This is a genomic window from Helicobacter marmotae (assembly GCF_003364255.1).
GTDB lineage: Bacteria > Campylobacterota > Campylobacteria > Campylobacterales > Helicobacteraceae > Helicobacter_C > Helicobacter_C marmotae.
Map to the genome: position 1 here is coordinate 40,561 of NZ_NXLR01000009.1, position 26,183 is coordinate 66,743.

The 26,183-nt window shown below is 39.3% G+C and carries 25 protein-coding genes; 23 read left to right on the top strand and 2 right to left on the bottom strand.

Annotation, left to right across the window (positions count from 1 at the left end):
• Positions 1 to 6 precede the first annotated feature (6 nt).
• From tyrS to CQA63_RS05745, 14 genes are all read left to right on the top strand, one after another.
• Positions 7 to 1,215, top strand: a complete 1,209-nt coding sequence (tyrS, locus tag CQA63_RS05680; RefSeq protein ID WP_104699698.1) for a tyrosine--tRNA ligase — start codon at positions 7 to 9, stop codon at positions 1,213 to 1,215.
• Between the two features lie 10 nt (positions 1,216 to 1,225).
• Positions 1,226 to 2,311, top strand: a complete 1,086-nt coding sequence (locus CQA63_RS05685) for a nitronate monooxygenase (RefSeq protein ID WP_104699699.1) — start codon at positions 1,226 to 1,228, stop codon at positions 2,309 to 2,311.
• 8 nt (positions 2,312 to 2,319) lie between these two features.
• Positions 2,320 to 3,462, top strand: a complete 1,143-nt coding sequence (locus CQA63_RS05690) for an N-acetylmuramoyl-L-alanine amidase (protein ID WP_199770688.1) — start codon at positions 2,320 to 2,322, stop codon at positions 3,460 to 3,462.
• Between the two features lie 15 nt (positions 3,463 to 3,477).
• Positions 3,478 to 4,335 carry a hypothetical protein gene (locus CQA63_RS05695; RefSeq protein ID WP_104699700.1) on the top strand — a complete coding sequence of 286 codons (858 nt, stop codon included), beginning with the start codon at positions 3,478 to 3,480 and terminating at the stop codon, positions 4,333 to 4,335.
• A gap of 2 nt (positions 4,336 to 4,337) precedes the next feature.
• Positions 4,338 to 5,057 (top strand): 1-(5-phosphoribosyl)-5-[(5-phosphoribosylamino)methylideneamino]imidazole-4-carboxamide isomerase, encoded by a 720-nt coding sequence (gene hisA / locus CQA63_RS05700; RefSeq protein WP_104699701.1) that lies wholly within the window; start codon positions 4,338 to 4,340, stop codon positions 5,055 to 5,057.
• A gap of 98 nt (positions 5,058 to 5,155) precedes the next feature.
• The gene (locus CQA63_RS05705) at positions 5,156 to 5,533 is read left to right on the top strand and encodes a chemotaxis response regulator CheY (RefSeq protein ID WP_104699730.1); all 378 of its coding nucleotides are present in this window, start codon (positions 5,156 to 5,158) and stop codon (positions 5,531 to 5,533) included.
• 12 nt (positions 5,534 to 5,545) lie between these two features.
• Positions 5,546 to 6,517 (top strand): 50S ribosomal protein L11 methyltransferase, encoded by a 972-nt coding sequence (locus CQA63_RS05710; protein WP_104699702.1) that lies wholly within the window; start codon positions 5,546 to 5,548, stop codon positions 6,515 to 6,517.
• 13 nt (positions 6,518 to 6,530) lie between these two features.
• A complete protein-coding gene (gene ftsH, locus CQA63_RS05715; RefSeq protein ID WP_104699703.1) occupies positions 6,531 to 8,435 on the top strand; it encodes an ATP-dependent zinc metalloprotease FtsH in 1,905 nt (634 codons plus the stop codon).
• Positions 8,436 to 8,444: 9 nt separating this feature from the next.
• Complete coding sequence (locus tag CQA63_RS05720; protein WP_104699704.1) at positions 8,445 to 9,086, top strand: phosphatidylserine decarboxylase; 642 nt, start codon at positions 8,445 to 8,447, stop codon at positions 9,084 to 9,086.
• On the top strand, positions 9,076 to 9,804 hold the full coding sequence (gene pssA / locus CQA63_RS05725) for a CDP-diacylglycerol--serine O-phosphatidyltransferase (protein WP_104699705.1): 729 nt from the start codon (positions 9,076 to 9,078) through the stop codon (positions 9,802 to 9,804). Before CQA63_RS05720 ends, pssA begins: the two co-directional genes overlap by 11 nt.
• 55 nt (positions 9,805 to 9,859) lie before the next feature.
• Positions 9,860 to 10,825 carry a chemotaxis protein gene (locus CQA63_RS05730; protein WP_104699706.1) on the top strand — a complete coding sequence of 322 codons (966 nt, stop codon included), beginning with the start codon at positions 9,860 to 9,862 and terminating at the stop codon, positions 10,823 to 10,825.
• Position 10,826: 1 nt separating this feature from the next.
• Positions 10,827 to 12,041, top strand: a complete 1,215-nt coding sequence (gene nspC / locus CQA63_RS05735) for a carboxynorspermidine decarboxylase (protein ID WP_104699707.1) — start codon at positions 10,827 to 10,829, stop codon at positions 12,039 to 12,041.
• Positions 12,042 to 13,031, top strand: coding sequence for a tRNA dihydrouridine synthase (locus CQA63_RS05740; protein WP_104699708.1), 990 nt, complete (start codon positions 12,042 to 12,044; stop codon positions 13,029 to 13,031).
• Positions 13,028 to 13,735, top strand: coding sequence for a tetratricopeptide repeat protein (locus CQA63_RS05745; RefSeq protein WP_104699709.1), 708 nt, complete (start codon positions 13,028 to 13,030; stop codon positions 13,733 to 13,735). The genes CQA63_RS05740 and CQA63_RS05745 overlap by 4 nt, the downstream gene beginning before the upstream one ends.
• A gap of 35 nt (positions 13,736 to 13,770) precedes the next feature.
• On the opposite strand, the gene CQA63_RS10410 is transcribed toward CQA63_RS05745, so the two are convergent.
• Positions 13,771 to 13,902: a hypothetical protein gene (locus tag CQA63_RS10410; protein ID WP_280524193.1), complete on the bottom strand. Its 132-nt coding sequence runs from the start codon at positions 13,900 to 13,902 to the stop codon at positions 13,771 to 13,773.
• 592 nt (positions 13,903 to 14,494) lie between these two features.
• On the opposite strand from CQA63_RS10410, the gene CQA63_RS05750 reads away from it, so the two are divergent.
• Positions 14,495 to 15,481, top strand: a complete 987-nt coding sequence (locus CQA63_RS05750) for a cytochrome-c peroxidase (protein ID WP_233706585.1) — start codon at positions 14,495 to 14,497, stop codon at positions 15,479 to 15,481.
• A gap of 512 nt (positions 15,482 to 15,993) precedes the next feature.
• Here the strand turns inward: CQA63_RS05750 and glmS are convergent.
• Positions 15,994 to 17,790 (bottom strand): glutamine--fructose-6-phosphate transaminase (isomerizing), encoded by a 1,797-nt coding sequence (gene glmS, locus CQA63_RS05755; RefSeq protein WP_104699711.1) that lies wholly within the window; start codon positions 17,788 to 17,790, stop codon positions 15,994 to 15,996.
• A 184-nt stretch (positions 17,791 to 17,974) separates the two neighbouring features.
• Here glmS and CQA63_RS05760 point away from each other — a divergent pair, with 184 nt between their 5' ends.
• The 8 genes from CQA63_RS05760 (at position 17,975) to CQA63_RS05795 (ending at position 26,128) form a co-directional block, all read left to right on the top strand.
• Positions 17,975 to 18,889, top strand: a complete 915-nt coding sequence (locus CQA63_RS05760) for a phospholipase A (protein ID WP_104699712.1) — start codon at positions 17,975 to 17,977, stop codon at positions 18,887 to 18,889.
• 91 nt (positions 18,890 to 18,980) lie between these two features.
• Positions 18,981 to 21,239: a 5-methyltetrahydropteroyltriglutamate--homocysteine S-methyltransferase gene (gene metE / locus CQA63_RS05765; RefSeq protein WP_104699713.1), complete on the top strand. Its 2,259-nt coding sequence runs from the start codon at positions 18,981 to 18,983 to the stop codon at positions 21,237 to 21,239.
• 56 nt (positions 21,240 to 21,295) lie between these two features.
• Entirely contained in the window at positions 21,296 to 22,198 is a 903-nt protein-coding gene (locus tag CQA63_RS05770; RefSeq protein WP_104699714.1) for a methylenetetrahydrofolate reductase, read from the top strand.
• Positions 22,199 to 22,286: 88 nt separating this feature from the next.
• Positions 22,287 to 22,979, top strand: a complete 693-nt coding sequence (locus tag CQA63_RS05775; RefSeq protein ID WP_104699715.1) for a Bax inhibitor-1/YccA family protein — start codon at positions 22,287 to 22,289, stop codon at positions 22,977 to 22,979.
• A 422-nt stretch (positions 22,980 to 23,401) separates the two neighbouring features.
• Positions 23,402 to 24,157: a molybdate ABC transporter substrate-binding protein gene (gene modA / locus CQA63_RS05780; RefSeq protein WP_104699716.1), complete on the top strand. Its 756-nt coding sequence runs from the start codon at positions 23,402 to 23,404 to the stop codon at positions 24,155 to 24,157.
• Between the two features lie 3 nt (positions 24,158 to 24,160).
• Complete coding sequence (locus CQA63_RS05785) at positions 24,161 to 24,568, top strand: hypothetical protein (RefSeq protein ID WP_104699717.1); 408 nt, start codon at positions 24,161 to 24,163, stop codon at positions 24,566 to 24,568.
• A 5-nt stretch (positions 24,569 to 24,573) separates the two neighbouring features.
• Positions 24,574 to 25,236, top strand: a complete 663-nt coding sequence (gene modB / locus CQA63_RS05790) for a molybdate ABC transporter permease subunit (protein ID WP_233706586.1) — start codon at positions 24,574 to 24,576, stop codon at positions 25,234 to 25,236.
• On the top strand, positions 25,229 to 26,128 hold the full coding sequence (locus CQA63_RS05795; protein WP_104699719.1) for an ATP-binding cassette domain-containing protein: 900 nt from the start codon (positions 25,229 to 25,231) through the stop codon (positions 26,126 to 26,128). The genes modB and CQA63_RS05795 overlap by 8 nt, the downstream gene beginning before the upstream one ends.
• Positions 26,129 to 26,183 lie beyond the last annotated feature (55 nt).

Sequence of the window (26,183 nt, forward strand, 5' to 3'; positions counted from 1 at the left end):
TAGTATATGAACACACAAGTTAAGCGGGCTTTACAAGAAATTTCTCGAGGTTGCGTGGAGTTTATAGGGGAAGATTATATTGCTTCTTTACTAGAGAGATTTTTCACTACAGGGGAGAGATTTTCTGTCAAAGCGGGATTTGACCCTACGGCTCCAGATTTGCATTTAGGGCATACTGTGCTTTTGCAAAAGCTTGCGACCTTTCAACGTTATGGTGGGGATATTAAGTTTCTTATTGGTGATTTTACAGCGACTATTGGCGATCCTAGCGGCAAGAGTGAAACGCGCAAACCACTAAGCAAAGAAGAGGTTTGTAAAAATGCCATTACATACAAAGAGCAGGTTTTTAAAGTGTTAGATCCCGCATATACGGAAGTATGCTTTAACTCACAATGGTTAGGGGAATTGGGTGTGGCTGGAATGATCATACTTACTTCAAAGTTTTCAGTAGCACGTATGCTTGAACGTGATGATTTTACCAAACGTTATAAGAATAATCAGCCTATTTCGATTGTGGAATTTATATATCCATTATTGCAAGGCTATGATTCTGTGGCATTAAATTGTGATATTGAGCTTGGAGGGAATGACCAGAAGTTTAATTTATTGGTTGGTCGGCATCTGCAGAGGGCTTATGGCTTAGATAAGGAGCAGGCTGTAATGATGATGCCTTTATTAGAGGGGCTTTGCGGTGTGCAAAAGATGAGCAAATCGCTCAATAACTACATTGGCGTAACAGAATCTGCAAATACGATGTATGCAAAGATTCTAAGTATTAGTGATGAGATGATGTGGCGATATTATGAGCTTTTATCTAGCTGCTCGATTGAAGAATTAGAGCAGCTTAGGGCTCAAGTGCAAGCAGGGGAATTCCACCCTAAGGCTGCAAAAGAGCAGCTTGCCTTAGAGATAACTGCGCGCTATCATAACATTGATTTAGCAAAACAAGCTAAAATAGAATTTGACAATGTGTTTAGTAAAGATGAAATTCCTGCAGATTTAGATGTATTTACATGCGCTCCAAATGAATGGATAGCCAAGGTGCTTACGCAAACAGGTCTTTGTGAATCTACCTCACAAGCTCGGAGGGACATTCGTGCTGGGGCATTGAAAATTAATAAAGAAAAAATAACCGATGAAAAACTGCAATTGTCAGTGGGTGAGTATATTATTCAAATTGGCAAAAGACGTTTTGCAAAAGTGATTATATCATAAGGGGTAAGTGATGGGATTAAAGCCACTTAAAATAGGAAAGCATACGATTAAATATCCAATTTTCCAAGGAGGCATGGGTGTGGGTATTAGTTGGGATAGGCTTGCTGGGAGTGTCTCCAAAGAAGGGGCTCTAGGTATTATTAGTGCGGTGGGCACAGGGTATTACCAAAAAATGCAATTTGTTGAAAAACTCGCTAATTCCAAACCTTTTGAAGCAATAAATTTTTATTCTAAACAAGCCCTCAATGAAATTTTTAAAAATGCTCGTAAAATTTGTGGTGATAAGCCGCTGGGGGCAAATATTTTGTATGCTATTAATGAATATGGACGTGTCGTACGTGATGCGTGTGAAGCAGGGGCAAATATCATCGTAACAGGGGCGGGACTTCCTACCAATATGCCAGAATTTACAAAAAACTTCCCAGATGTCGCTCTTGTGCCCATAGTATCTTCTGCAAAAGCATTAAAGATTATTTGCAAACGTTGGATGGATAGATATGCGAAGGTGCCTGATGCTGTCGTTGTGGAGGGACCTTTGAGCGGGGGACATCAAGGTTTTAGCTATGAGGATTGCTTTAAAGAGGAATGTCAGCTTGAAAATGTGCTCCCGCAAGTGGTAGATGAGGTTAAAAAATGGGGGAATATCCCTGTAATCGCTGCTGGAGGGATTTGGGATAGGGCTGATATTGATAGAATGCTACATTTAGGTGCAAGCGGTGTGCAAATGGGGACACGATGGCTTGGTTCTGAGGAGTGTGATGCGCTAGCTTATAGGGATTTAATGCCTCATGTTAAGAAAGAAGATATAGAGCTTGTAAAGTCGCCCGTTGGCTACCCCGCACGTGCTGTGAAAACAGGTATTTTTGAGGCAATGGCACATGGTGATGCACCAAAAATACGTTGCATTAGTAATTGTGTATCTCCTTGCCATAGGGGAGTAGAGGCAAAGAAAGTGGGCTATTGCATAGCAGATTCTTTAGGGCGCGGCTATATGGGTGATAGAGCGTATGGTCTTTACTTCACTGGTGCAAATGGATATAGAATCCGTAAGATTCAATCCGTGAAAGAAATCATTGCAGAATTAGTTCAAGATTAGGGGTATAAATGTTGCGGATTGTGGCAAGTTTATGCCTTGTAGTGCTGTGTTTATGTGCTGAGCATCGTATTATAAGAATCGTCCCCTTTGGTGATTATAATATGAAAATTGTGTTTGCTAATGATATTAGCGACCTTAAATGGCAAGTAAAAACCCTGCAAAATAATAAAAGCTTTATAGATTTTGAAGCCAATCTTACCCTCCCTAGACGCAATTTTATTTTTAAAGATAATTCGACACTACAAATAGCACAAAATACCCCACAAGTCGTTCGTATGGTAATTGTCCTCCAACCACAATCAACCTATGAAATAGTGAAAGAAAAAGAGAATTTGTATGTTTTTTTTAAACCAAAAGCTAAAGCCCAGCAAATTCAGCCAAAGCAACCTTCAAAAGAAAGCAAACCAGAGCAAGCAAAAAGCCCTAAAGATTCTCAAAATACATCTCCCCCCAAGTCGCCTAGCAAGCTTGCTTTGAGAAAAAAAATAGTTGTTGATGCTGGGCATGGAGGCAAGGATTGTGGGACAAAAAGCGTAGAGGGGATTTGTGAGAAAACTATTGTGCTTAGTGTCGCAAAAATGCTTAAAGAAGAGCTTGCAAATCGTGGATATATAGTCTATATGACACGCGATAGTGATATATATATTGATTTACGCAAGCGCACAGAATTTGCTAATGCTAAAAGTGCTGATTTATTTATATCTGTACACGCAAACTCTATGCCCAAAGATTCTGCAAAAACACCAAATGGTGTGGAAACTTATTTCCTCTCTCCTGCCAGAAGTGAGCGCGCCGAACAAGTAGCAAAAGCAGAAAACCAAGGTGATATTGAAACCATGAGCTATTTTGCGACAAAATCATTTTTAAATACCATTAGCGCGTATCATCTTGTCGCTTCACATAAGTTAGCCATTGAGATTCAATCAGGCATACTTAATGTCGTGCGACATCGTCATAATACCCACGATGGAGCAGTAAGGGAAGGTCCATTTTGGGTGCTAGCAGGTGCTCTTATGCCCTCTGTGCTTATTGAAATTGGTTATGCCTCTCATAAAGATGAGGGGAAATTGATTGCTAAAAAAGACTATCAAAAGCTCCTTGCTAAGGGCATTGCCGATGGTATAGATGGATACTTTTTAAGAAACTACTGATTGTAAGGAATGTGTATGAATCAACCCACACGCGTGAGTGTTATCTTTTCTCTTTGTTTTTTTTCACTTTTTATTTTTACGAATCTTACGCTTTTTACTTCCCAATTTTCACATTCCTTTTCACATCTCTTTTCTATTTTTATACGCGAAGATCATTTTTATGACCATTTAAGTATGTTTCTTTTTTTATGTGGTTTTGTATTATGCGGTGTTTTTATCATTATAAGCAGTTGGTATCAAACGAGCAATACCCTGCAGCGGATTTTAATGCTTATTTTGAGCATTATATTTATCTATCTTTTTATCCTTAAGGGGACATATGTCCCTAAGAGCGAGGATATTATGGATATGTTTGCTATTGAGGGGAGTATTTATCATCGTGATTTTTTTGAGCTTTTAGATGATTATTTGCCACATATTATATTAATCGCGTGTGCGTATGTATTTTTTGTATATATTCCACTTTTATTTGAGATTCTTGCTTTACGTCCCAATCATAATAGCCAAATTGCTAAATTGCTTTATGGTATGCGCCCATCTATAAATGTCATTATTTTTATGCTTTTTGGGCTTTCTTTGCAGCCCTATTATTTCCGCGATAATTTATATGCGTATTTTGATATTTTTGCATTTCTTGTAGGTATTGGCTTGCTTATATGGGTGATGATAAAGCATAGGGAGCTTTTTTTGTTCTATGAGTATGTGAATTTTTCACTCCTTGCGCTCAATGTGATTATTTGCTTTATTTGCACTTCTGTACTTTCTATATCAGATAACTATTTTAATGCACGTTATGCGTTTTTGGTCTTTGGTTTTGTGGGCTGGTGTGTTGAGTGGATGTATAATGATATTGTAAAACCCATAAAGGAGTAGGCATGGCACTTGATATTTACCCTGCGATAGATTTAAAAAATGGAAAAGCAGTGAGGCTTTTAAAAGGTGATATGGGGCGTGCAACTTTTTATGGAGAAGCCCTTGATTTTGCAAAGAAGTTTGCGGATATGGGGGCAAAATATTTGCATATTGTTGATTTAGATGGTGCGATTGCCGGCTCGCCACAGAATCAAGAAGTGATAGAAAAGATTGTCAAAACCACATCGCTTAAAATACAGCTTGGCGGGGGGATTCGCAATGAGGAGACTATTAAAAGCTATTTAGAGATGGGCATAGCAAGGGTGATACTTGGCTCTATTGCTATACATAATTGGGCGTTTGTGAAGCAAATGGCAGAAATTTATCCCATAGTGGTGGGCATTGATGCCCGCGAGGGTAGGGTAGCCGCACAGGGCTGGGTTGAGGAGAGCGGTGTGGATTCAAATGAGCTTGCTAGGAAATTTGCAGGAAGCCAAGTGCAAGCTATTATTTGCACAGATATTAACCGCGATGGCGCACTTAGTGGCGTAAATATGCCCTTTGCGCAAGAGATTGCCTTGCATAGTGGTATTGACACTATTGCAAGCGGTGGATTTGCAAGTATGCGTGAGCTTGAAATGCTTGATTGTAATCCTCATATTAGCGGGGTGATTGTGGGAAAAGCATTCTATGAGGGTAGGATTAATCTCCAAGAAGCGTTCCAACTTTTTTGCAATAAATAAGAAATGATTTTTGCTAAAAAAATAAAAGGATTAATCTAACTTATGCAAAAGATATGTTAAAATACTACATAGTAGCCACTTTTAAAGAAGGAGATAATTTGAAACTGCTGGTTGTTGATGATAGCTCTACAATGAGAAGGATTATAAAAAACACGCTCCAACGTTTGGGATATGAAGATATTTTAGAGGCTGAGCATGGCGTTGAAGCGTGGCAGATTATGGATACTACTGAGGGCATACAAATACTTATTACTGACTGGAATATGCCAGAAATGAATGGATTAGACTTAGTGAAAAAGGTGCGTTCTGATGAGCGATATACATCTATCCCTATTATTATGGTTACCACAGAAGGTGGTAAAGCGGAGGTAATTACCGCACTTAAGGCGGGGGTAAATAACTACATTGTAAAACCATTTACACCTCAAGTGCTTAAAGAAAAACTTGAAGTGGTGCTAGGCGTTAATGAAGATTAGGCTTAAGATTTTATGTATGGATTGGATAAACAAACATATTGGGAGATTATTGTCCATCCGAGCAACTTTGTAGAATTATTCGCTGATTTTATCATTCAAAAAACTTCTTCTGCTATCGAATACAACGACATATCAGCACAATCTAACCCTTTTACCATTATCTACGATGAGCGTTCATGGCAGAGTGTGGGTTTTGATATTCTCCAAGCCAAACAAAGCACTCAATTAACGCAAATCATCGCTCGCCTAAGTAGAGATGAGGTTAATATTTTCTTATTGATACAATCAATCGAAGAATTTGCCTCTAGGTTGAGTGAGGTTATGCAGGAGGATGTGGGCTTTTGCTATCATATTGAGGAGAAGCACAATAGTGATTGGATAAAGGCATATCAAGATTCTATCCAGCCTCTGCGGTGCGGGAGATTCTATATCCGTCCTTCATGGGAAAAGCCCATTGAAGGCAAGGATAAAGACAAGGAAGAAATCATCATCGACCCAGCCCTTGCTTTTGGCTCTGGTCATCATGCGAGCACTTTTATGTGTCTTGAGTTTTTAAGCGCAATGGATCTTAAGGGGAAAACCTTGCTTGATGTGGGTTGTGGAAGTGGGATTTTGAGTATTGCTGCTTGCAAGTGCGGGGCGAAAGTCTTTGCATGTGATACTGATGAGTTTGCAATACAAGAGAGCAAGAAAAATGCAGCACTCAACAACACTCATTTTGATACATTATGGCTAGGCAGCATTGATAAAGCCCCTCTTAGCACACCTCCAACCTATGATGTGATTGTTGTCAATATCGTGGCTTTTGTTGTGAAGCTTTTACACAACGATTTGCGCGCAAAATGTGCAAAAAATGGGCTTTTGATACTTTCTGGGATACTCGATGAATATAAATTTGATATAATAAATTCATTTTATGATTTTAATGTGCTAGAAACTCGCTCTATTGATGGGTGGATAGCTCTAAGATTAACTTTGCAGTAAATAAAGGGACAATATGGAAAATCCTAATGATAAAAAACCACCATTTAAACAGAATCCTTTTCTTACCTTTGCTATTTTTGTGATACTCGCTTTGCTTTTGTTTAAATTATTTTCACCAAGTGGAGGAGATTCTTTCACGGATAGACTATTGGGTGGGAGTGTTACTAAAGAAATTACTTACAATGAGCTAAAAGAGCTTATCACAAGGGGTGAGATTGGCTCTGTAAGTATAGGACAGACTTATATCAAGGCATATTCTGCAAGTAGCTCGCCGCGGATTCTTTATACAACCAAAAAAGTTGCTGATTTAGGACTCGTGCCTTTACTTGATGAGAAAAAAATCGAATATAGTGGCTTTAGCGAAGGGAGCTTTTTAGGTGATTTAGTGAATATGCTTCTTCCCATTTTTATTATCCTTGCTTTGTGGATGTTCCTTACTGCACGTATGCAAAAGAGCATGGGCGGGGGGATTTTTGGTATGGGTAATGCTAAAAGGCTTGTAAATGCAGAGAAGCCTAAAGTACGTTTTGATGATATGGCAGGAAATGCAGAGGCAAAAGAAGAGGTTGTAGAGATTGTAGATTTTTTAAAGTATCCCGAACGTTATGCTGCAGTGGGCGCTAAGATTCCAAGAGGAGTGCTTCTTGTGGGTCCTCCTGGAACGGGCAAAACACTTCTTGCAAAAGCGGTGGCTGGTGAAGCCAATGTGCCATTTTTCTCCATGAGTGGAAGTAGCTTTATTGAGATGTTTGTGGGATTAGGTGCGAGCCGTGTAAGAGATTTGTTTGAAATGGCAAAAAAAGATGCACCTAGCATTATATTTATTGATGAAATTGATGCAATCGGCAAAAGTCGCGCAGCTGGCAGTATGGTGGGCGGTAATGATGAAAGAGAGCAAACACTTAATCAACTTTTGGCAGAAATGGATGGTTTTGGCTCAGAATCTGCTCCTGTTATTGTGCTTGCTGCGACCAATCGCCCTGAAATCCTTGACCCTGCGTTATTGCGACCCGGGCGCTTTGATAGGCAAGTACTTGTAGATAAGCCCGATTTTGAAGGGCGTTTAGATATACTCAAAGTACATATTAAAAATGTAGCCCTAGCTCGAGATGTGGATTTGCATGAAATTGCTAAATTTACTGCTGGGCTTGCGGGGGCAGATTTAGCAAACATTATCAATGAAGCCGCTCTTTTAGCAGGGAGAGAAAATAAAAAAGAGGTAAGCCAAAAACACCTCAAAGAGGCAGTGGAGCGAGGCATTGCTGGTTTAGAGAAAAAATCTCGCCGCATTTCTCCTAAGGAGAAAAAAATTGTTGCCTACCATGAGAGCGGGCATGCTGTGGTATCTGAAATGACAAAGGGTGCTGATAGAGTAAATAAAGTATCTATCATTCCGCGTGGAATGGCTGCTCTTGGTTATACATTGCACACACCTGAAGAGAATCGCTACCTTATGCAAAAGCATGAACTTATGGCAGAGGTTGATGTGCTTTTAGGCGGTCGTGCAGCTGAAGATGTGTTTTTGGGTGAGATTTCAACTGGGGCGAGCAATGACTTAGAACGCGCTACGGGTATTTTAAAGTCGATGATTAGTTACTATGGTATGACAGATGTCAGTGGTTTAATGGTGCTTGAAAAGCAACGCAATACTTTTCTTGGCGGTGGTGGAGCACAAAGAGAATTTAGCGAACAACTTGCACAAGAAATTGATACGCATATTAAAAAGACACTTGATGAACGCTATGCACATGTGAAAAAGATTCTGAGTGATTACAGAGATGCGATTGAAAATATGGTAAAAGAGCTTTTTGACAAGGAAGTTATTGATGGTGCGCGGGTGCGGGAGATTATACAAGAGTATGAAGCAGAGCATAACTTGCAATCACGGCTTGTTCCACTTGAAGAAGAGGAAGAATAAGGAGAGCTTATGACAACTACACAAATTATTGCAAAGCAAGGCTGGTTGGGTGCGTTGATATTGCTTATAGCCTTTTTATTAATGGTGTTTTTTGATTGGGATAGTGCTGCATTGATATTGTTCATAGCACTTGTGCTATGGCTAGTGATGTTTCGGAATCCAGAGCGCATACCAAGCAGTGAGGAAGAGAATGTGTTTGTTTCTCCAGTAGATGGAATTGTAAGAGATATTAATGTAGGTAATGCAGAAATAAGAATACTCATTGAAACGCGTTTTATTGATGTAGGTGTAATACGCGCTCCATGCGATGTTTTACAAAGCAAGTGTTATGAGAAAAAGGGTCTTAGTCTTACATATTGCAGCAAGGATAAACGCGAGGTGCTTAATGCATTTATGGAGTTTGAAAGTTTGCAAAATAGAGCATTTTCTATGAAGTTTTATCCTATCTTTTTCTCCTCTAGCGAGTTGTTTATTTCTGATAATTTAGATATGGGAGAACGTATAGGCTTTATGAAAGCGGGTATGACGCATATTATTATCCCCTTAAAGGGCAAAAAATCCACACAATCTAGCGAAGTAGAAATCAAAGTAGGCATTGGCGATAGAGTAAGGGCATTGCAGAGTGTCATAGGGTATTTTCATGAAGTTTAACCCCCTTTTTATCTTGCCTAATCTTTTCACTGCCGGAAGCATTTTTTTGGGTATTGTAAGTATTGTTTATGCTTCAAAGGCAAATTTTGAAATGGCTTGCTGGTTGATTTTAATCTCAATGATACTTGATGGGCTTGATGGTAGAGTAGCAAGACTTACCAATACTACCAGCAAGTTTGGTGTGGAGTTTGATTCACTTGCTGATATAGTGGCATTTGGTGTATCACCCGCCCTTTTGCTTTATTTTTACATTGGTGCGGATTATGGACGTTTGGGTATGGGTATCTCGGCGATTTTTGTCATACTTGGAGCAGTGAGATTAGCAAGATTCAATATCACTTCAAGCTCTGAACCAAACTTTTTTATAGGATTGCCCATTCCTTCTGCTGCACTTATTGTGATGTTATGGGTGCTTGTCGATTTGAAGTATGAATTTATTAAAACATATGGTTATGAATATATCATGTTATGTGCGAGTTTTGTTATAAGTATTCTTATGGTGAGTAATATTCGCTATCCCAGTTTTAAGAAAATGCAGTGGAATTTTAAATCTTTTATTCTTCTTATAGTGATTCTTGGTGTGATTTATGTCAATCCCCAAGAGATTCTATGTGCATTAATGAGTGCGTATGTGGTCTATGGTATAGTGCGTTGGATAGCGATTGTGCTTAAAATGCGTTTGAGCACAAAATCTAGCCCGCGAAGCAATGGTGCATAAAGTTAGATTTAGTGATTTTATGTTAGAGTAAGCTATCTTTAAATTGAGGTGTGATATGTCTAAAACGAGTATGGCAAAGATTGACCAAGTAACAAGCCTTCATAAAAATAATGAATTACAACTTCTTTGTTTTCGTTTAGAAAAAGGTAAAGATTTATATGCTGTTAATGTTTTTAAAATTCGAGAAGTTATTAAATATAGCGGTGCGCTCACGGTTGTTACACATGAAAATAATAGTCTCGTGGAAGGCTTGATTACCATTCGTGAATTAACTATCCCGCTTATTGATATGCGCAAGTGGTTTTATTATGATAGTAGCAATAAGGGAAAGAATCTACGCGATTATGGGGTAAAAAGAGCTGCGGGTGAGGAAGACATTATTATGATTTGTGAGTTTTCTCGCTGGACTATTGGTGTGAGAATCTACGAAGCAGATAGAATCTTAAACAAGAAATGGACAGAAATAGAGCAAGGCGTTGGCGTTGGTGGTGGAGGTCATAATGGCAAGCTTGTAAGTAGGACGCGCTATTTTGACGGACGTTTAGTGCAGGTTGTGGATATTGAAAAAATGCTTATTGATGTATTCCCATGGATTGAAAAAGACAAAGAAGAGGGTATTGCTAAAATTTCTCAAGTTCAGACAAGTAAAAGCATACTGCTTGCAGATGATAGCCCAACGGTGTTGCGCACAATGCAGCTTATTTTAAATAAGCTAGGAGTGGTTCATCATGATTTTATTAATGGGAAGCATTTGCTTGATTATCTTTTTGCACCCACTACAGATATTAACTCCGTAGGTATGATTATCACAGACCTTGAAATGCCAGAAGCAAGCGGTTTTGAGGTGATTAAACAAGTGAAGGGAAATCCAGCTACCGCACATTTGCCTATTGTTGTGAATTCTTCTATGAGCGGCAGTAGCAATGAAGATATGGCTCGCTCACTTGATGCAGATGATTTTATCTCAAAATCAAATCCCGTAGAAATTGAAGCTGCAGTAAGACGTTTTGCCCTTAAATAAGATGAGATCCCCATCTACACTTTTTGCTATTCCTTCTCCAGCCTATGTGCTAGAAGAAGAGAAGCTTAATGCCAACCTTGCTCTATTAGATTCTATTCAGCGACAAAGTGGAGCTAAGATTCTTCTTGCATTAAAGGGCTATGCGTTTTGGCGTGCATTTGATAGACTTAAGGCTACTTTAAGCGGTAGTACAGCGAGTGGCTTGTATGAGGCACGATTAGGCTATGAAGAGATAGGAGGTCGCGAGGAAAATAAAGAAATATGCGTTTTCTCCCCTGCGTATAAGCTTAAAGAAATGCAGCAGATTGTGCAATATGCTACACATATTATTTTTAATTCCTTTACCCAATGGCAAACTTTTAAGCCACTCATAGACACTACAAACCAAGCATTAAGAGATAAGAATCTCGCTCCTATTGAGGTAGGCTTACGGGTTAATCCACTTTATAGCGAGGTAGAGCCGCCTATTTATAACCCCTGCATAGCGGGCTCACGTTTGGGCATTACCCCTAAAGCTTTTAGCGAGGGTGTGGCAAGCTATGGTTTGGATGGCATTAGTGGGCTACATTTTCACACGCATTGTGAGCAAGATAGCACTGCATTAGAGCGGACTTTGCCATATTTTGAAAAACATTTTGCCAAATACATTCCGGGTAAAAAGTGGATTAATTTTGGCGGAGGTCATCATATTACGCGAGCAGATTATAATCGCGACTTGCTTATTAAGCTTATTAGAGACTTTAGGGCAAAGTATGATGTGGAAGTTTTTTTAGAGCCCGGCGAGGCTGTTGGCTGGGGCGTTGGATTCTTAATCGGGGAGGTTGTAGATATTGTCTATAATGAAATGTCCATAGCCATACTTGATGTGAGTGCTTCTGCACATATGCCAGATTGCCTTGAAATGCCCTATCGCCCAAATCTCACAAAACTCTCTGCTAATGGCTTAGAATCTGATAAAGGCATAGGGGTAGGAGAGTATGCTTATCGCTTGGGCGGTCCTACATGTTTAGCTGGAGATGTGATAGGGGATTATAGCTTTGATACGCCCTTAAATGTGGGCGATAGAGTGATTTTTGAGGATATGCTCCATTATAGTATTGTGAAAAATAATACCTTTAATGGTGTGCCACTTCCCTGCCTTGGTATGATTGGCACACAAGGGGTTTGGCGCTTGCTTAAAAGCTTTGACTATATGGATTACAAACAAAGAAATTAAATGATAAATTTTAACAATCTGCTTATGCTAGCCCCTCTTGCAGGATATACAGATTTGCCCTTTCGTAGTGTGGTTAAGGGCTTTGGTGTGGATATTACCGTGAGTGAGATGATAAGCTCTCATGCTCTTGTTTATAATAATATGCACACACTCAAAATGATTGAAAAAACACAAGAAGAGCAGCCCTATAGCGTGCAAATCTCTGGCTCAAAAGAAGAGATTGTTATTCAGGCAGTGGAGATTTTAAATGCCCAAACAGGGATTGATATTATTGATTTAAATTGTGGTTGCCCCGCCCCTAAGGTCGCTAATCATGGCAATGGCAGCGGTTTGCTTAGAGATTTAAAGCTCCTTGTGAAAATCGCTAATCTCATCAAAGAGAAAGCAAAAACGCCCTACACAAGCCTGAAACTTCGCTTGGGGTTTGATAAAAAGATTCCCCATGAGATCGCCCAAGCCCTTAAAGATGTGTCCTCTGATTTTGTTGTGATACATGGGCGCACACGTGCAGATGGGTATAAAAAAGACAGAATCGATTATGACGCGATAGCTTATATTAAAAGTCAAGTTTCCATCCCTGTAATTGCTAATGGTGAAATTGATAATCTCCATAAAGCAAAGCAGGTCATTAATCACACAGGAGCAAATGGCGTGATGATAGGCAGGGCAGCCATTAGCTCTCCTTGGATCTTTTGGCAGATTAAGCATAATACGGAGGAGATTCCACCAATTGTGAAAAAAGAGCTCGTGTTAAAGCATTTTGAGAAAATGGTGGAATTTTATGGAGAACGTGGGGCGATTATCTTCCGTAAAAATCTTCATGCTTATGCCAAAGGGCATGAGGGGGCAAGCGAGTTTCGAAACCTCGTCAATAGCTTAGAAAATGTGCATGAAATGAAGTCTCACATAGAGCAGTTTTTCTCACATCATCAAATGGTAGAGCATAGTTTCCCCCAACTTGTGCATTTAAATAAAAGGACAAGCCAATGAAAAGGCTTTTTTTAGTCTTTTGTATGCTTATTGGCTGGGCAGATGAGCCAAATGTGCAAAATAGTTCTTTGCTTGCAAGCATACGTGGTGCGGATTCTGAATTTTATCAAGGTGTGGTTATGTGGGTGAAAAATAGCGATGAAGCGAGTAAATTTTTAGAGAGTGCTTGCCAGAAGCGCCACCCCGGAGCATGCCTCTATTTAGGTAATTACTATGAGATAAAATCTCAAGATAAACGCGATTCACAAGCCAATCTTCTCAAATCCCAGCAATATTATCAAAAAGGCTATGAGAACAGCCTAGAGGCATGTAAAGATGGGGGTGTTGAATGGTGCACTATACAAGCAGTTGCCCTCATTGATGGGCGAGGTGTGGCAAAAGATATTGCCAAAGGCATGGAATATTTGCACATTATGTGTGATCACAATATGGAAAATGCGTGTTTTATGTTGGGGTCGTATTATTTTTATGGCACAAATGTAGAGAAAGATTTGCAAAAGGCAGAGGAGTTTAATCACAAGGCATTGGAGCTAGATTCTAAGGCGTGTGATGAGCGTAAAATGTATGCGTGTATTCTAAGTGCGGAGATTTATCAACAAGGCTTGAGTGTGGATATGGACTTGCCTAAGGCAAAAGATTTTTATCATCGTGCGTGCAAGCTAGGGAATCAATTTGCCTGCGATTATGTGCAAAAATTGAAATAAATATACCCAAAAGGCTTTTGCTCTCATTTAGTTTGCTAGGGAATCTTAAGGCTTTGTCGCCCTCTAGTGTGAAGCCAATAAACTCCCTTAGAGTTACCAAAAAGTGCGACTAGTGATTCCTTTGTGAATTCTTCGGTCAGGCTTTGCTTTCCCTCTAGAGATGACAAACTAGAACTTCTCTTGCGGGTAGCCAACTTTGTCATACTCAACCCCATGCAATAGGTGAAGAATCTCTATTTGGAATTACTAACGACTCTCTAAGTTTGTCATGTCTAGAGGGAGTATGAAATATGACCGAAGAATCTCTACTCGATTTACTATAAAGTCAGCCACTTTGTTATGTCTTTACCCTTTAGGGTGAAGAATCTCTGTTGTCCGCTAAAGACTCGAGTAGAGATTCTTTAGCCTTGCACGAGGGATAACAAGAGGGAATAAAATGACAACCCGCCAAACTTTTAAAAGAAAGTATGAACCCAAAAAATGAAAGAAAATGTGCATACATTCTCAATTTATTATCTCTATGATAATAGAATTATCTATTCATTTTAAGAGCTTCCCCCCGATTAAAGTCTGCGATTTATTGCAATAAAAATAGCAAAAAAGTATAAAAAGATAAATATTATTATAATTTTATATTTATCCTATAATTAATTTTATTTGAATCTAAGTCTAAAAATATATGATTTCAATCCAACAAATTTGGAAGGAGCTTAACTAATGAAAATAAAACTATCACTCAAGTTTTTATTTGGTATTTGTATGATTTTTAATCTAGGGTATGCGAATTCACTGATAGATGAAGCAAAGGCAGCTGGATTGGTGGCTTTACCTAAAAATCAAAAAGAAGTAGATGCGATGTTGAAGGCAAACAATATCAAAGCAAGCCCATTTAGTGAGGCAAAGGTAGAGCTTGGCAAAAAGCTATATTTTGACCCACGTCTTTCAAAAAGTGGATTAATTTCTTGTAATACCTGCCACAATTTGGGCTTAGGCGGAGCTGATGGCATACCCGCAGCTGTAGGGCATAGATGGAGTCCAAATCCACATCACTTAAATTCTCCCACCGTGTATAATTCAATTTTTAATACCACGCAATTTTGGGATGGACGTGTAGGTACTCTAGCCGATCAAGCAAAGCAACCCATAGAATCTGAATTTGAAATGGCAACCCCCGCAAAACTCGCCGTGGAAAGAATCTCATCTTTGCCTGAATACGTGCTTGAGTTTAAAAAGATTTATGGCAAAGTGAGCTTTGATAATATCGCTGATGCGATTGCTAACTTTGAGCGCACATTGCTTACTCCCTCTCCATTTGATAAATTCTTAGAAGGAGATGAAAAAGCTCTAAGCAAAGAGCAGCAAGCAGGCTTAAAACTCTTTATTGATAAAGGCTGCACCGCTTGCCACACAGGTGTGAATCTCGGTGATTCTATGCAGGCTTTTGAAGTGGCAGGGAAGTATAAATTTGCACATATTGGCGACTTTAAGGGAGATGAAAATGGTATGGTGAAAGTTCCTACCTTAAGAAATGTCGCCGAGACCGCACCTTACTTCCACAATGGAGCGATTTGGTCTTTACAAGAAGCGATAAAAGAGATGGGAAGCATTCAATTAGGTATTGAGATCACTGATAAGGAAGCCCAAAGTATAGAGGCATTCTTACACGCTCTTACAGGTGATAAACCAGTCATTACTTACCCTCAACTCCCTGTTTCTAGGGCGAAAACTCCAAAACCAGAGCTATAAGTTACTTAGGGCAACTCCTTTGCCCTAAGCTTTGTGATATTTCTACCCCAATTTCTTGCAAACCTTTTATCATCTCTAAAGCGAAGTTAAAGAGCTTTAACAGACTTTCTTAGCTTTAGAGATAATAAACTTTGCTACCTCACAAAGGAAGCCCATACATAACAGATACAATCGCCTACAACGGAAATGAGTTTGTCGCCTCTTGTGGGAAAGCAAAGCCTGAGCGAAGAATCATTATTAGATTTACCAGCAACTCTGCCCCCCTTATCATTCTGAAGTCCCGCTATGGGCGAAACATCTCTGCAAGAATCACTAGTCGCCAACACAACCTCTCTGGTCATATTTCATACTTCTGCTAGAGCCGACAAACAGAATCGTCAATGAAACTTGCAGAGTTTCTTCACCCTAATTTCACTAATGAATCTGTTGGTGTTCAAAATGACAAGGAAGAGGATTCTTTAAACTCCATATGCACGTGCTTTTATTCTCATATTGTACATTTGTAGTAGATACTATTCCACGGTAACGCTTTTAGCGAGGTTGCGTGGCATATCTACATCATTTCCTAAGCGGATAGCCACTTCTAGGGCGAAAAGTTGGAGTGCAACCATCATTGCAAAAAATTCTTCCATATAGCTTTCACATACGGGTATATAAATCATATCATCAACCCCTCTTATAGCCTCAGAGCTTAGCGCACAAATGGTCGCATCGCGGGCACTTAGCTCCTCTACATTGCTTTTAATCTTATCAAAGAGTAAATGCTTTGGCATAAGGGCTAAAGTAAAAAGCTCCGCGTCTGCTAGAGCAATGGGACCATGCTTCATCTCTCCGCTAGGGTAGCCCTCTGCATGCAGATAGCTAATTTCTTTTAATTTTAATGCCCCCTCAAGCGCAAGAGGGTAGAAAATATCCCGCCCGATAAAGAAAAATCCATGCCCATGCAAGTATCGCTTGGAAATTCGCTTGATGTGTTCGTGCATTTGTGTATCTACTTCTGTGATTTTAGCAGCCCTTAACATTTGGGCAATATGCTCCTTAAGCTGTGTTTGAGTGATATGCCCCCTTTGCTCTCCTATATAAATACTTATAATCCAAAGTAACATCATTTGCGTAGCAAAGGCTTTAGTGCTTGCTACGCCCTTTTCAATCCCCGCCCTTGTGAGTAGGGAGACTTGGGATTCCCTCACAATAGAGCTATTATCCACATTGCACAAAGCAAGCGTTTTTAAATCATTGGCTTTAGCGAGCTTTAGGGCTTCAAGTGTATCTGCTGTCTCGCCACTTTGGGAGATAACAATAAAAAGTTCATTTTTACTCATCACAGGCTGGGCATAGCGAAACTCACTTGCAATCAGCACATTTGTTTTGATTTTGGCAATACGTTCAAAGAGATATTTCGCACTTAAGCCCGCATGATAGCTTGTACCACACGCACAAATGCTAATGCTCTTAATATCATCAAAAAACCCACTTGGAATTTCACTTAATGTAATTTGCCCCTCACTTACGCGCCCCATCATCGTTTCAAGCAGCACTTTATGTTGCTCATAAATTTCCTTTTCCATAAAGTAGCGATAGCCCTCTTTTTGTGCGTATGCTTTGGTACCTTCTAATCTTTTTGCGCCTTTAAGCGTTTTGAAACCCCCCATTTGCATAACGCCCACATCTCCATCTTGCAAATACACTACACTCTCAGCAAGCCCCATAAGTGGCGCATCAGAGCTTGCAAAGTAAATTTCATCTTCATCTAAAGCACTTTTGCCAATAATCAAAGGCGAGCCATTTTTAGCATAAAAGATAGAATCTGGAGCCTTTTTTGTAATAAGCAAAATCGCAAATGCCCCTTTAAGCTCAGCAATGCTCGCTTGAAATGCCTCAAGGCAATTGGGCAGGGTTTTTGTGTATTCTTCAAATAAATGCACGATTACTTCAGTGTCCGTTTGAGATAAAAATATATGCCCTTTAGCTTCTAGGCTTTGCTTAATTTCTTGGTAATTTTCAATAATCCCATTATGCACGACATTACTAAAGGTAGCGATATGTGGGTGGGCATTTGCTTCAGTTGGCTTGCCATGCGTAGCCCAGCGCGTATGCCCAATGCTTACACCAAATCCGGTGGAGCTAAAGTCTTTGCATTTATTTTCTAAAGATTCTATTTTGCCCACGGAGCGGAATGTATAGAGATTATCCGCACTTAAGATAGCAATGCCCGCGCTATCATAGCCACGATATTCAAGCTCTTTTAAGCCATTAATGAGGATTTGCTTTTTTTCACTTTTGCCAATATAGCCCACAATGCCACACATTTGCACTCCTTAAGAGAGAGGATTAATCTATTTTTGTGCATTTTACTATAAAATTATCTATGCTTTTTAGATTTTACTTGGTTTGGTTATAGCAGCTTTGATACCCTTGTGGGTTTCTGGCTGATTTTATTATTAAGTGCGTTTGTATAAGTGGTGATTCATTCAAAATATAAGGAGGAAGTGAATGAAAGGGCTGTATATATTAGGCGTTTTAGCTCCCATTTTAGCACTCTTGGTGTGCCACTCTTATGGGGAGGAAGGAGATATAAAAGATACAAAAGATCTAATGGAGGCTAGCTCCAAAGAGGATTCTCAAAATAAACATTCTCGCTTTTTGTTATTCCCACCTGTAGATAATACTTATAAAAAGCCCTATATCGCTCTCTATCCGCATAAGTCTGTGTATATCTTGCCCTATTATAGGAGCTTGAGTGAGCCTACAGGAAGCAATATAGACACAGAGACAAAGTTCCAATTTAGCTTTAAGCTGGCTGTGCTGAATGGATTTCTCTCCCCTTATGGGGTGTTTTATTTTGCTTATACGCAGAGTGCTTGGTTTCAAAACTATAATAAAAAAGATTCTCGCCCCTTTAGAGATGTGGATTATCAGCCAGAGTTTTTCTATAGCTATGAGAAGCCTATTGCCTTTTTAGGCGGGGCATTTAAGGATATATCTCTAGGATATAACCATGTAAGCAATGGCGAGCGTTCTTTGCGTTCTCGTACTTCAAATCGTATGCTCCTTAATGTGCGTTGGGAAAAAGGTGAGAAACATATATTTGGTTTGAAATTTCGCGCTTGGGTGTTTTATGGTACGCATAAAGATGGATTTATGCACGATAATGCAGATTTGCCCTCATTTTGGGGCTACAATGATATACAACTTTATTATAAAAGTAATAGGCATTTGCTTGAGCTCTATGTGCGTCCGCCTATTGCAAGGGTGTATCACCCATATTTTGAGCTAGGCTATACATTGCGCGTGAGTGAAAATTTGGGGCTATATTGTCAATATGTCAATGGATATGGGGATAATATGTTTGAATATAATCAACATGCCAGACGTGTAGGCGTGGGATTCCGTTTATGGACGAAATAATTTCCATAATTTGCTAAGCAAAAAATTTAAATTACATATTGTATTTATAAATTTTATATAGAATATTGAAATATTTTACAAAGGAGAATGTATGAGCAGTATTTTAGGATTTCCACGTATAGGGAAAAATAGAGAGTTAAAAAAGGCATTAGAGAGCTTTTGGGGAGAGAAATGTAGCCAGAGCGAGCTAGAAGATGTGGCAAAAACATTACGTGCTAAACACTGGGAAGCACAAAAAGAGTTAAGCCATGTATGCGTAAATGACTTTAGTTTGTATGATAATGTCTTAGACCTTGCCTATGCCCTTTCTTGCAAACCTGCTAGATTTAAGCATTTAAGCGGACTAGAGGGGTATTTTGCTATGGCTAGGGGGCATAAAGATGGCGTAGCTTGTGAGATGACAAAATGGTTTAATACAAATTATCACTATGTAGTGCCTGAACTTAGCATTGATGATGAGTATAAAGCCGATGCAAGCGGGATTATCGCGCAGTATAATGAAGCAAAATCACTCGGCTTTTCTCCAAAGATTCAACTCCTTGGCGTTTTTACATTCTTTGCATTAAGCAAGATTAATAAGGGCGCACCCCAAGCGGTTTTTGATAAGATTAAAAGTGCATATTTTGATTTGATTAGCCAAATTGCTAAGGTAGATTCTGAAGTATTGATAGAATTTAGTGAGCCTATTTTTGCTAAAGGTTTTGATGCAAGTCTTTTTGGTTTAGAGTGCAAGGAGGCTAGCAGCGCCATTGAATGCGTTTATAATGATATTGCAAGCAAAGGCATTAAAGCTATAGTGAGCACATTTTTTGAGCATAGTAATGAACTCACAGCCATTTTGCTACGAACCAATATTTATGGCATAGGGCTTGATTTTGTCGCTGGGGAGAAAAATATCCAAAGCTTAGAGGCTATTGCTAAGAGTGATAAAGTGCTCTATGCAGGGGTGATTGATGGGCGCAATATTTGGGTAGCAGATTTAGAATCTAAATTAGCCCTTTTAGATTCTATACATAAATTTATCCCTAAAGAGCGTATCGTGGTGAGTGCATCTTGCTCGCTTTTGCATGTGCCTTTTAGCAAAGATGGTGAAGAGAAAATAGAGAGTGAAATCCTCTCATGGCTTAGCTTTGCCACCGATAAGATTAAAGAAATTTGTGCTTTAGAGAGCATTTTTCAGGGCAGGGGAGATGATGGATTTTTGCAAGAAAATAAGCGCATTAATCTCTCGCGTAAAAATTCAGATAAGACAAACAACAAAGCTGTGCGCGAACGTGTGAAAAATTACACCCAAAAAAGCAGGGCAGAGAGTTTCCAAGAGCGCATTAAGATTCAAAAAGCAAGTTTTAACTTCCCTATCCTTCCTACTACTACCATTGGTTCCTTTCCTCAAACAGCCCAGATTCGTAAATTGCGCTTAGAATACAAAAAAGGTGAGGTAAGTAAAGCAGAATATGAAGAGGGCATAAAGGATTACATTAGGGATTGTGTGAAGTTCCAAGAAGAAATAGGCATAGATGTTTTGGTGCATGGAGAGCCTGAGCGCAATGATATGGTGGAATATTTTGGTGAGCAACTAGAGGGCTTTACATTTAGTGCTAATGCGTGGGTGCAAAGCTATGGCAGCCGCTGCGTGAAGCCACCTATTATTTTTGGTGATATTCATCGCCCTAAGCCTATGACTATTGATTGGATTAGTTTTGCCCAAAGCCTTACAAATAAAGTGATGAAAGGTATGCTTACAGGACCTGTAACGATTTTAAATTGGAGTTTTGTAAGAGATGATTTAAGTAGAAGTGCGGTATGTGAGCAAATAGCCCTTTGCATTGCAGATGAGATTGATGATTTGCAAAAGGCGGGCATTAAGATTATTCAAGTTGATGAAGCCGCATTTAAAGAGGGCTATCCTTTGAGAGCGGAGAATATCAAAGCGTATGAAGAATGGGCTCTTGCATGTTTTAAGACTTCTACGGCTATATCTTGGGCGCAAACGCAGATTCACACCCATATGTGCTATAGCGATTTTAATGATATTATTAAAACCATTGAAGCCCTCGATGCTGATGTTATAAGCATTGAAACCGCACGAAGTGGCAATAAATTATTAAAAATCTTTAAAGAAGTAGGCTATACGCATGAAGTAGGTCCGGGTGTATATGATATACATAGCCCTAGAATCCCTAGTGTAGAAGAGCTAGAGAAGCAGATAAAAGCCCTCCTTGAGGTATTACCCAAAGAGCAGTTGTGGATTAACCCTGATTGTGGGCTTAAAACAAGAAAATGGGAAGAAGTCAAACCCAGCCTTGCAAATATTGTCCAAGCAGTCAAAAAAGTGCGAGCAAGCCTATAAGCCTAACCTTTCGTTTGAGGTGTAATAGGTGTAATGATATATAGCAGGGGTAGGGCATGGATATAGAATCGCTTGTTGGTAAGATTCAAAATAAAAGCTCATTTTTAAGCTTTGAAATCTCGCCAAATATCAGTGCTAGGCTTGATAAAGAGCTTGTTGTAGCCTTGAGAAGCTTACAAGAGGTTGATGCCTTTGTTTGCACAGATTCGCCTTTGGCGAGGTTTAAGCCATCATCAATTTTAAGCTCTGTTAAACTCCAGCAAGCCCTTAATAAGCCCGTGATTTGCACATTATCTATGCGTGATAGAAACTCCATAGCCTTATGTGGTGATATTTTGGCTGCAAATGAATTAGGTTTGCGCACTTTTCTCACACTCAGCGGGGATTCTATTAAATATGGAGATTGCAAAGAGAGCAAAGGAGTTTTTGAAGAGAGTTCATTAAAGCTTGGCAAAATTATTGATAGCCTTAATGCAGGGGTAGCTCTTAATGGCAAGCCGCTTAAAGAGCCGGTGGATAGAATTTATAATTTTCAAGTGATTAATGCCTATGCTAATAATCCTCAAAGCCTTATTCATAAGATAGAAAAAAAGCTTGGTGCTTCTAAGGTTTATGCGCTTTTCACCCAGCCCGTGTATTCTTTACAAGCTGCAGAATTTTTACTCACACATGTAGAGAAATACAATGTGGCTAATCACACTAATTGTGCTCTTGTACTAGGGTTTTACCCTGTGATGAGCTATAAAGGGGCTTTGTTTTTACGCGATAAATTGCCCGGAGTGTATATCCCCGATGAATGGGTGCAAAAGCTTGAAAATGCTCACCATAAAGGGGTAGATGAGGAGAAAAAGGTCGGTTTGGAGATTTCTTTAGCCTTGCTGGAAAGGCTTAAGGGCTTGCATAATAAGTTTCATTTTATGAGTGCTAATAAACCTCATTTGCTTAAAAGCTTCATCTAAGCTGGCTTATTGTCATTTGCGTTAAAAGGATTTTGTTAGCAAAATATGCTATGATTGCAACCTCATTTTATGATTAAAAGGAGAACAAATGGGACTTTATGATAGAAATTATATGGGTAATTTACATACTTCAGCTCAAAGTGCCGCCGAGGCTGATAGTGCACTTGTAAAATTTGTAAAAACCACTTACATCTTTTTTGCGGCAAGTTTATTTTTTGCATTTGTTGGGGCGGTGTTTGGTTTGATGAATCTTGCTTTGGTGGTTGAATACCGCATGCCAATTTTTATTGCTGAAATTGTAGCTTTGTTTGGACTTATGTTTTCTCGTTCAAAACCGGGTTTAAATATCGCTATGCTCTTTATTTTCACAACTCTTACAGGTTTGGCAATCACCCCTCTTGTAGCTATGGTAGCATTCAAGTCTGGTGCAGGCGCTGTGGTTATGGCATTTGCGATGACTACCATTGTATTTGGCGTAATGAGCATTTTTGGGCTTAAAACACGAAAAGACTTAGCTAATATGGGCAAAATGCTTTTTATTGCTTTAATCGTTGTGTTTGTATGCTCTTTAATTAACTTATTCCTTGGAAGTTCAATGTTTCAGGTATTGATTTCAAGTGCTGCGGTGATACTCTTTAGCGTGTATGTAGCCTATGATACACAAAATATTGTTCGTGGCTTATACAGCAGCCCTGTAGATGCAGCTATTAATTTATATCTTGATTTTTACAATATCTTTGTACATTTGCTTTCACTTATTGGTCTCACAAGTAGAGATTAATACCTCTTTTTCCCTATAGATTGATTAACTCAATCTATAGGCTTTCTTTACGCACTTCTTTATTCCGCACTTCTTTCTTTATGTTGGACTTTTTACTTTTTCTATTTTTTGTGTGCTTTTTATCGGCTTTTGCGGGAGTGTAGTGCGTGAGCGAAGAAATGCTTTTGAGCCCTAGCGATTCTATTATTTTGTCATGTTTTTATCCTTTAGTGTGAAGAATCTCATTTAGAATTACCAAAAAACGGCTAGTGGCTCGGGTGTGAATTCTTCGGTGGCACTTTGTGCTTCCTCAGAATGACAAGCTAATAGAATCGCTGGTGATTCCTTAAGCAATTCAACATAATGCTAAAGGGCTTAAAGCTTTTTGTTATATAAAATTTTATATAGTTATTCCCTTACATTTTCATCACAAAGGGTCTATTATGTTAAAACTCGCTCAAAGTGCTTTTATTGCGTGTATTCTATGTGTTGGCTCCATAGCTGAAGAAATCAATGTCCTTGCTGCTGCAAGCTTAAAATATGTGCTTGAAGATATTAAGGCAGAATTTCTCAAAACCCACAAAACAGATAAAATCCAAGTGAGCTATATCTCCTCAGGTAAAGCCTATGCGCAAATACAAAATGGCTCACCCACTCATCTTTTTATCGCTGCGGATACAAGTTACCCACAGAAGGTGTATGATGAAAAACTCGCACCAAACCAACCTCAAAATTATGCCAAAGGCAAGCTCATACTTTTTAGTGTGAATCCCGCATTTAATGCAAGCAATATCAATGTGCTAAGTGATAGCAAGGTTATGGATATTGCTATGCCTAATCCTAAAGTCGCTCCATATGGCAGAGCTGCACAAGAATTCTTACAATCCCAAAACCTTGATAAAACGCTCGCCCCTAAGCTAAGAATTGGGGAATCTATCGGGCAAGCCACGACCTATGTTTTACAAGGCTCAAGTGAAATTGGCTTTAGCGCACTCTCTATGGTCATTAAAGACAAAAGTGCAAATCTCACTTACACGCTTATTGATGAGGGCACTTATACACCTATTAATCAAGCTTTAATTATCCCCAATTATGGTGCGAATTCCGCCCTTGCAAAGGCATTTGCAGACTATATTCTCACTTCAGAAGTCGCACAAAAAATCTTCCAAGACTATGGGTATGACAAAGCAGATAAATAGGTAATGAACAAAATCTCTGCTTCCATTACTCAAATCATCGCCCAAGATTCTTGTGCGATGATACAAATGCAGTGTGGCTTTGGGCGTTTATATGCTGCAATGGTGCATACAGATGAATTTGCTATTGATGATAAAGTGATAGCTACTTTTAGAGAAAATGAAGTGTTTGTTATGCCAAAAATGCCAAAAATGCCTGCCATTCCTAATATGTTTGATGGCAGAATTCACTCTTTTACACAAAATGGCATTTTTACACATCTCTCTCTTATGCCCATGCTTAATGATACCCCCTATGATGAAATCTACGCACTCTTGCCCGCACCTTATCCCTTAATGCCAAAGCAAGAATGCCTCTGGTATGTGCCTTGCTCTGCTATTTTGCTAGAAAAGGACATCAAGTGGATTTCTTAGAGACTATGCGTCTAACCTTTCTTGTAGCCACACTCACTACAATCATTCTCCTCCCCATTGGCATTGTGCTAGGCAATTATCTTGCCTTTTCCCCAAATCCGCTGCGCCCAGTCATTGAAGTGCTCGTGTGGATGCCCCTTGTGCTGCCTCCCTCTGTGCTAGGATTCTATCTGCTTATCACCTTTAGCCCTAAAAATGCCCTAGGAGCATTCCTCTTAGAACACTTTGGATTCAAACTTGTTTTTAGCTTTGAGGGCTTAATTTTAGCAAGTGTAATTTTCTCTCTGCCATTTATGTGTAACCCAATAAAAAGCGCACTTGTAAGCTTACCAAGCTCACTCAAAGAAGCCAGCTTTACATTAGGAAAAGGTCGTATTTATACACTTTGGCATGTGCTTTTACCCAATATCAAGCCAAGCCTGCTTTTGGGCTGTGTTACGAGCTTTGCGCATACGATAGGCGAATTTGGCGTGGTGATGATGATAGGCGGGAATATCCCTAATCAAACGCGCGTAGCAAGCATTGCTATTTATGATGAAGTGGAGGCGACCAACTATACACTTGCCCATCAATATGCCTTTAGCCTTTTTATCGTGTGCTTTGTGCTGCTTTTAGCGATTTTCTACCTCAATAAACACTTCCAGCAGAAAGTTGCCATAAATGGGTGATATTCATATTCGTTTTAATAAAACATTGTTAGGAAGCGATGGTGTTTTTGAACTCAAAGTTGATAAACATATCACTTATGGGGAGTTTATCGCCATTTTTGGCAAAAGCGGCGCGGGTAAAACAAGCATTTTGCGCATTCTAAGCGGGCTTGAGGAGGCAGATAGTGGCTATATCCGTGTAGGAGAAGAGATATGGTATGATAGCTCTAAGGGTATTAATCTCCCTCCGCAAAAGCGGCGCATAGGCTTTGTGTTTCAAAATTATGCGCTTTTCCCACATTTAAATGTGTATGAAAATATCTGTTTTGGTATTAAAAGCAAGGCGGATAAAACTTATGCCGATGAACTTCTCTCTTTAATGGAGCTACACTCACTCAAAAAAGCTAAAATCCACCAACTCTCAGGCGGACAAGCCCAGCGCGTAGCCTTAGCAAGAGCACTTGCCTCACGCCCTGCGCTTTTATTGCTTGATGAGCCATTTTCTGCCCTTGATAATGCTATAGCCAAAACATTGCAAAACACACTTAAAACGATTCATCAACACTTCAAACTCACAACTATGCTTGTAAGCCATAACTTGAGTGAAATCTTTGCTCTTTGCAAGAGAAGCTTTGTGATACATAATGGAGTAATAATCCGCGATGGCAGTAATGAAGAGGTCTTTATCCAAAAGCGCTTGAGTGCAAAGATCAAACTAAGCGGGGAGATTATAGATATACATATGCAGGATATGTATTGCATTATCAATGTCCTCTGTGAGGGGGAAATTTATCAAATTGTGTATGATTCTATAAGCGGGAGAGAATTTCACATAGGACAAAGCGTTATCATAGCCATTAAAGCATTTAGCCCCATGCTCTATAAATGCGATACATTTGTAAGTAAAAGTTAATGAATTACTTCAGCGATAAATAGTATAATATCCTTTCATTTTAATAAAGAGGAAG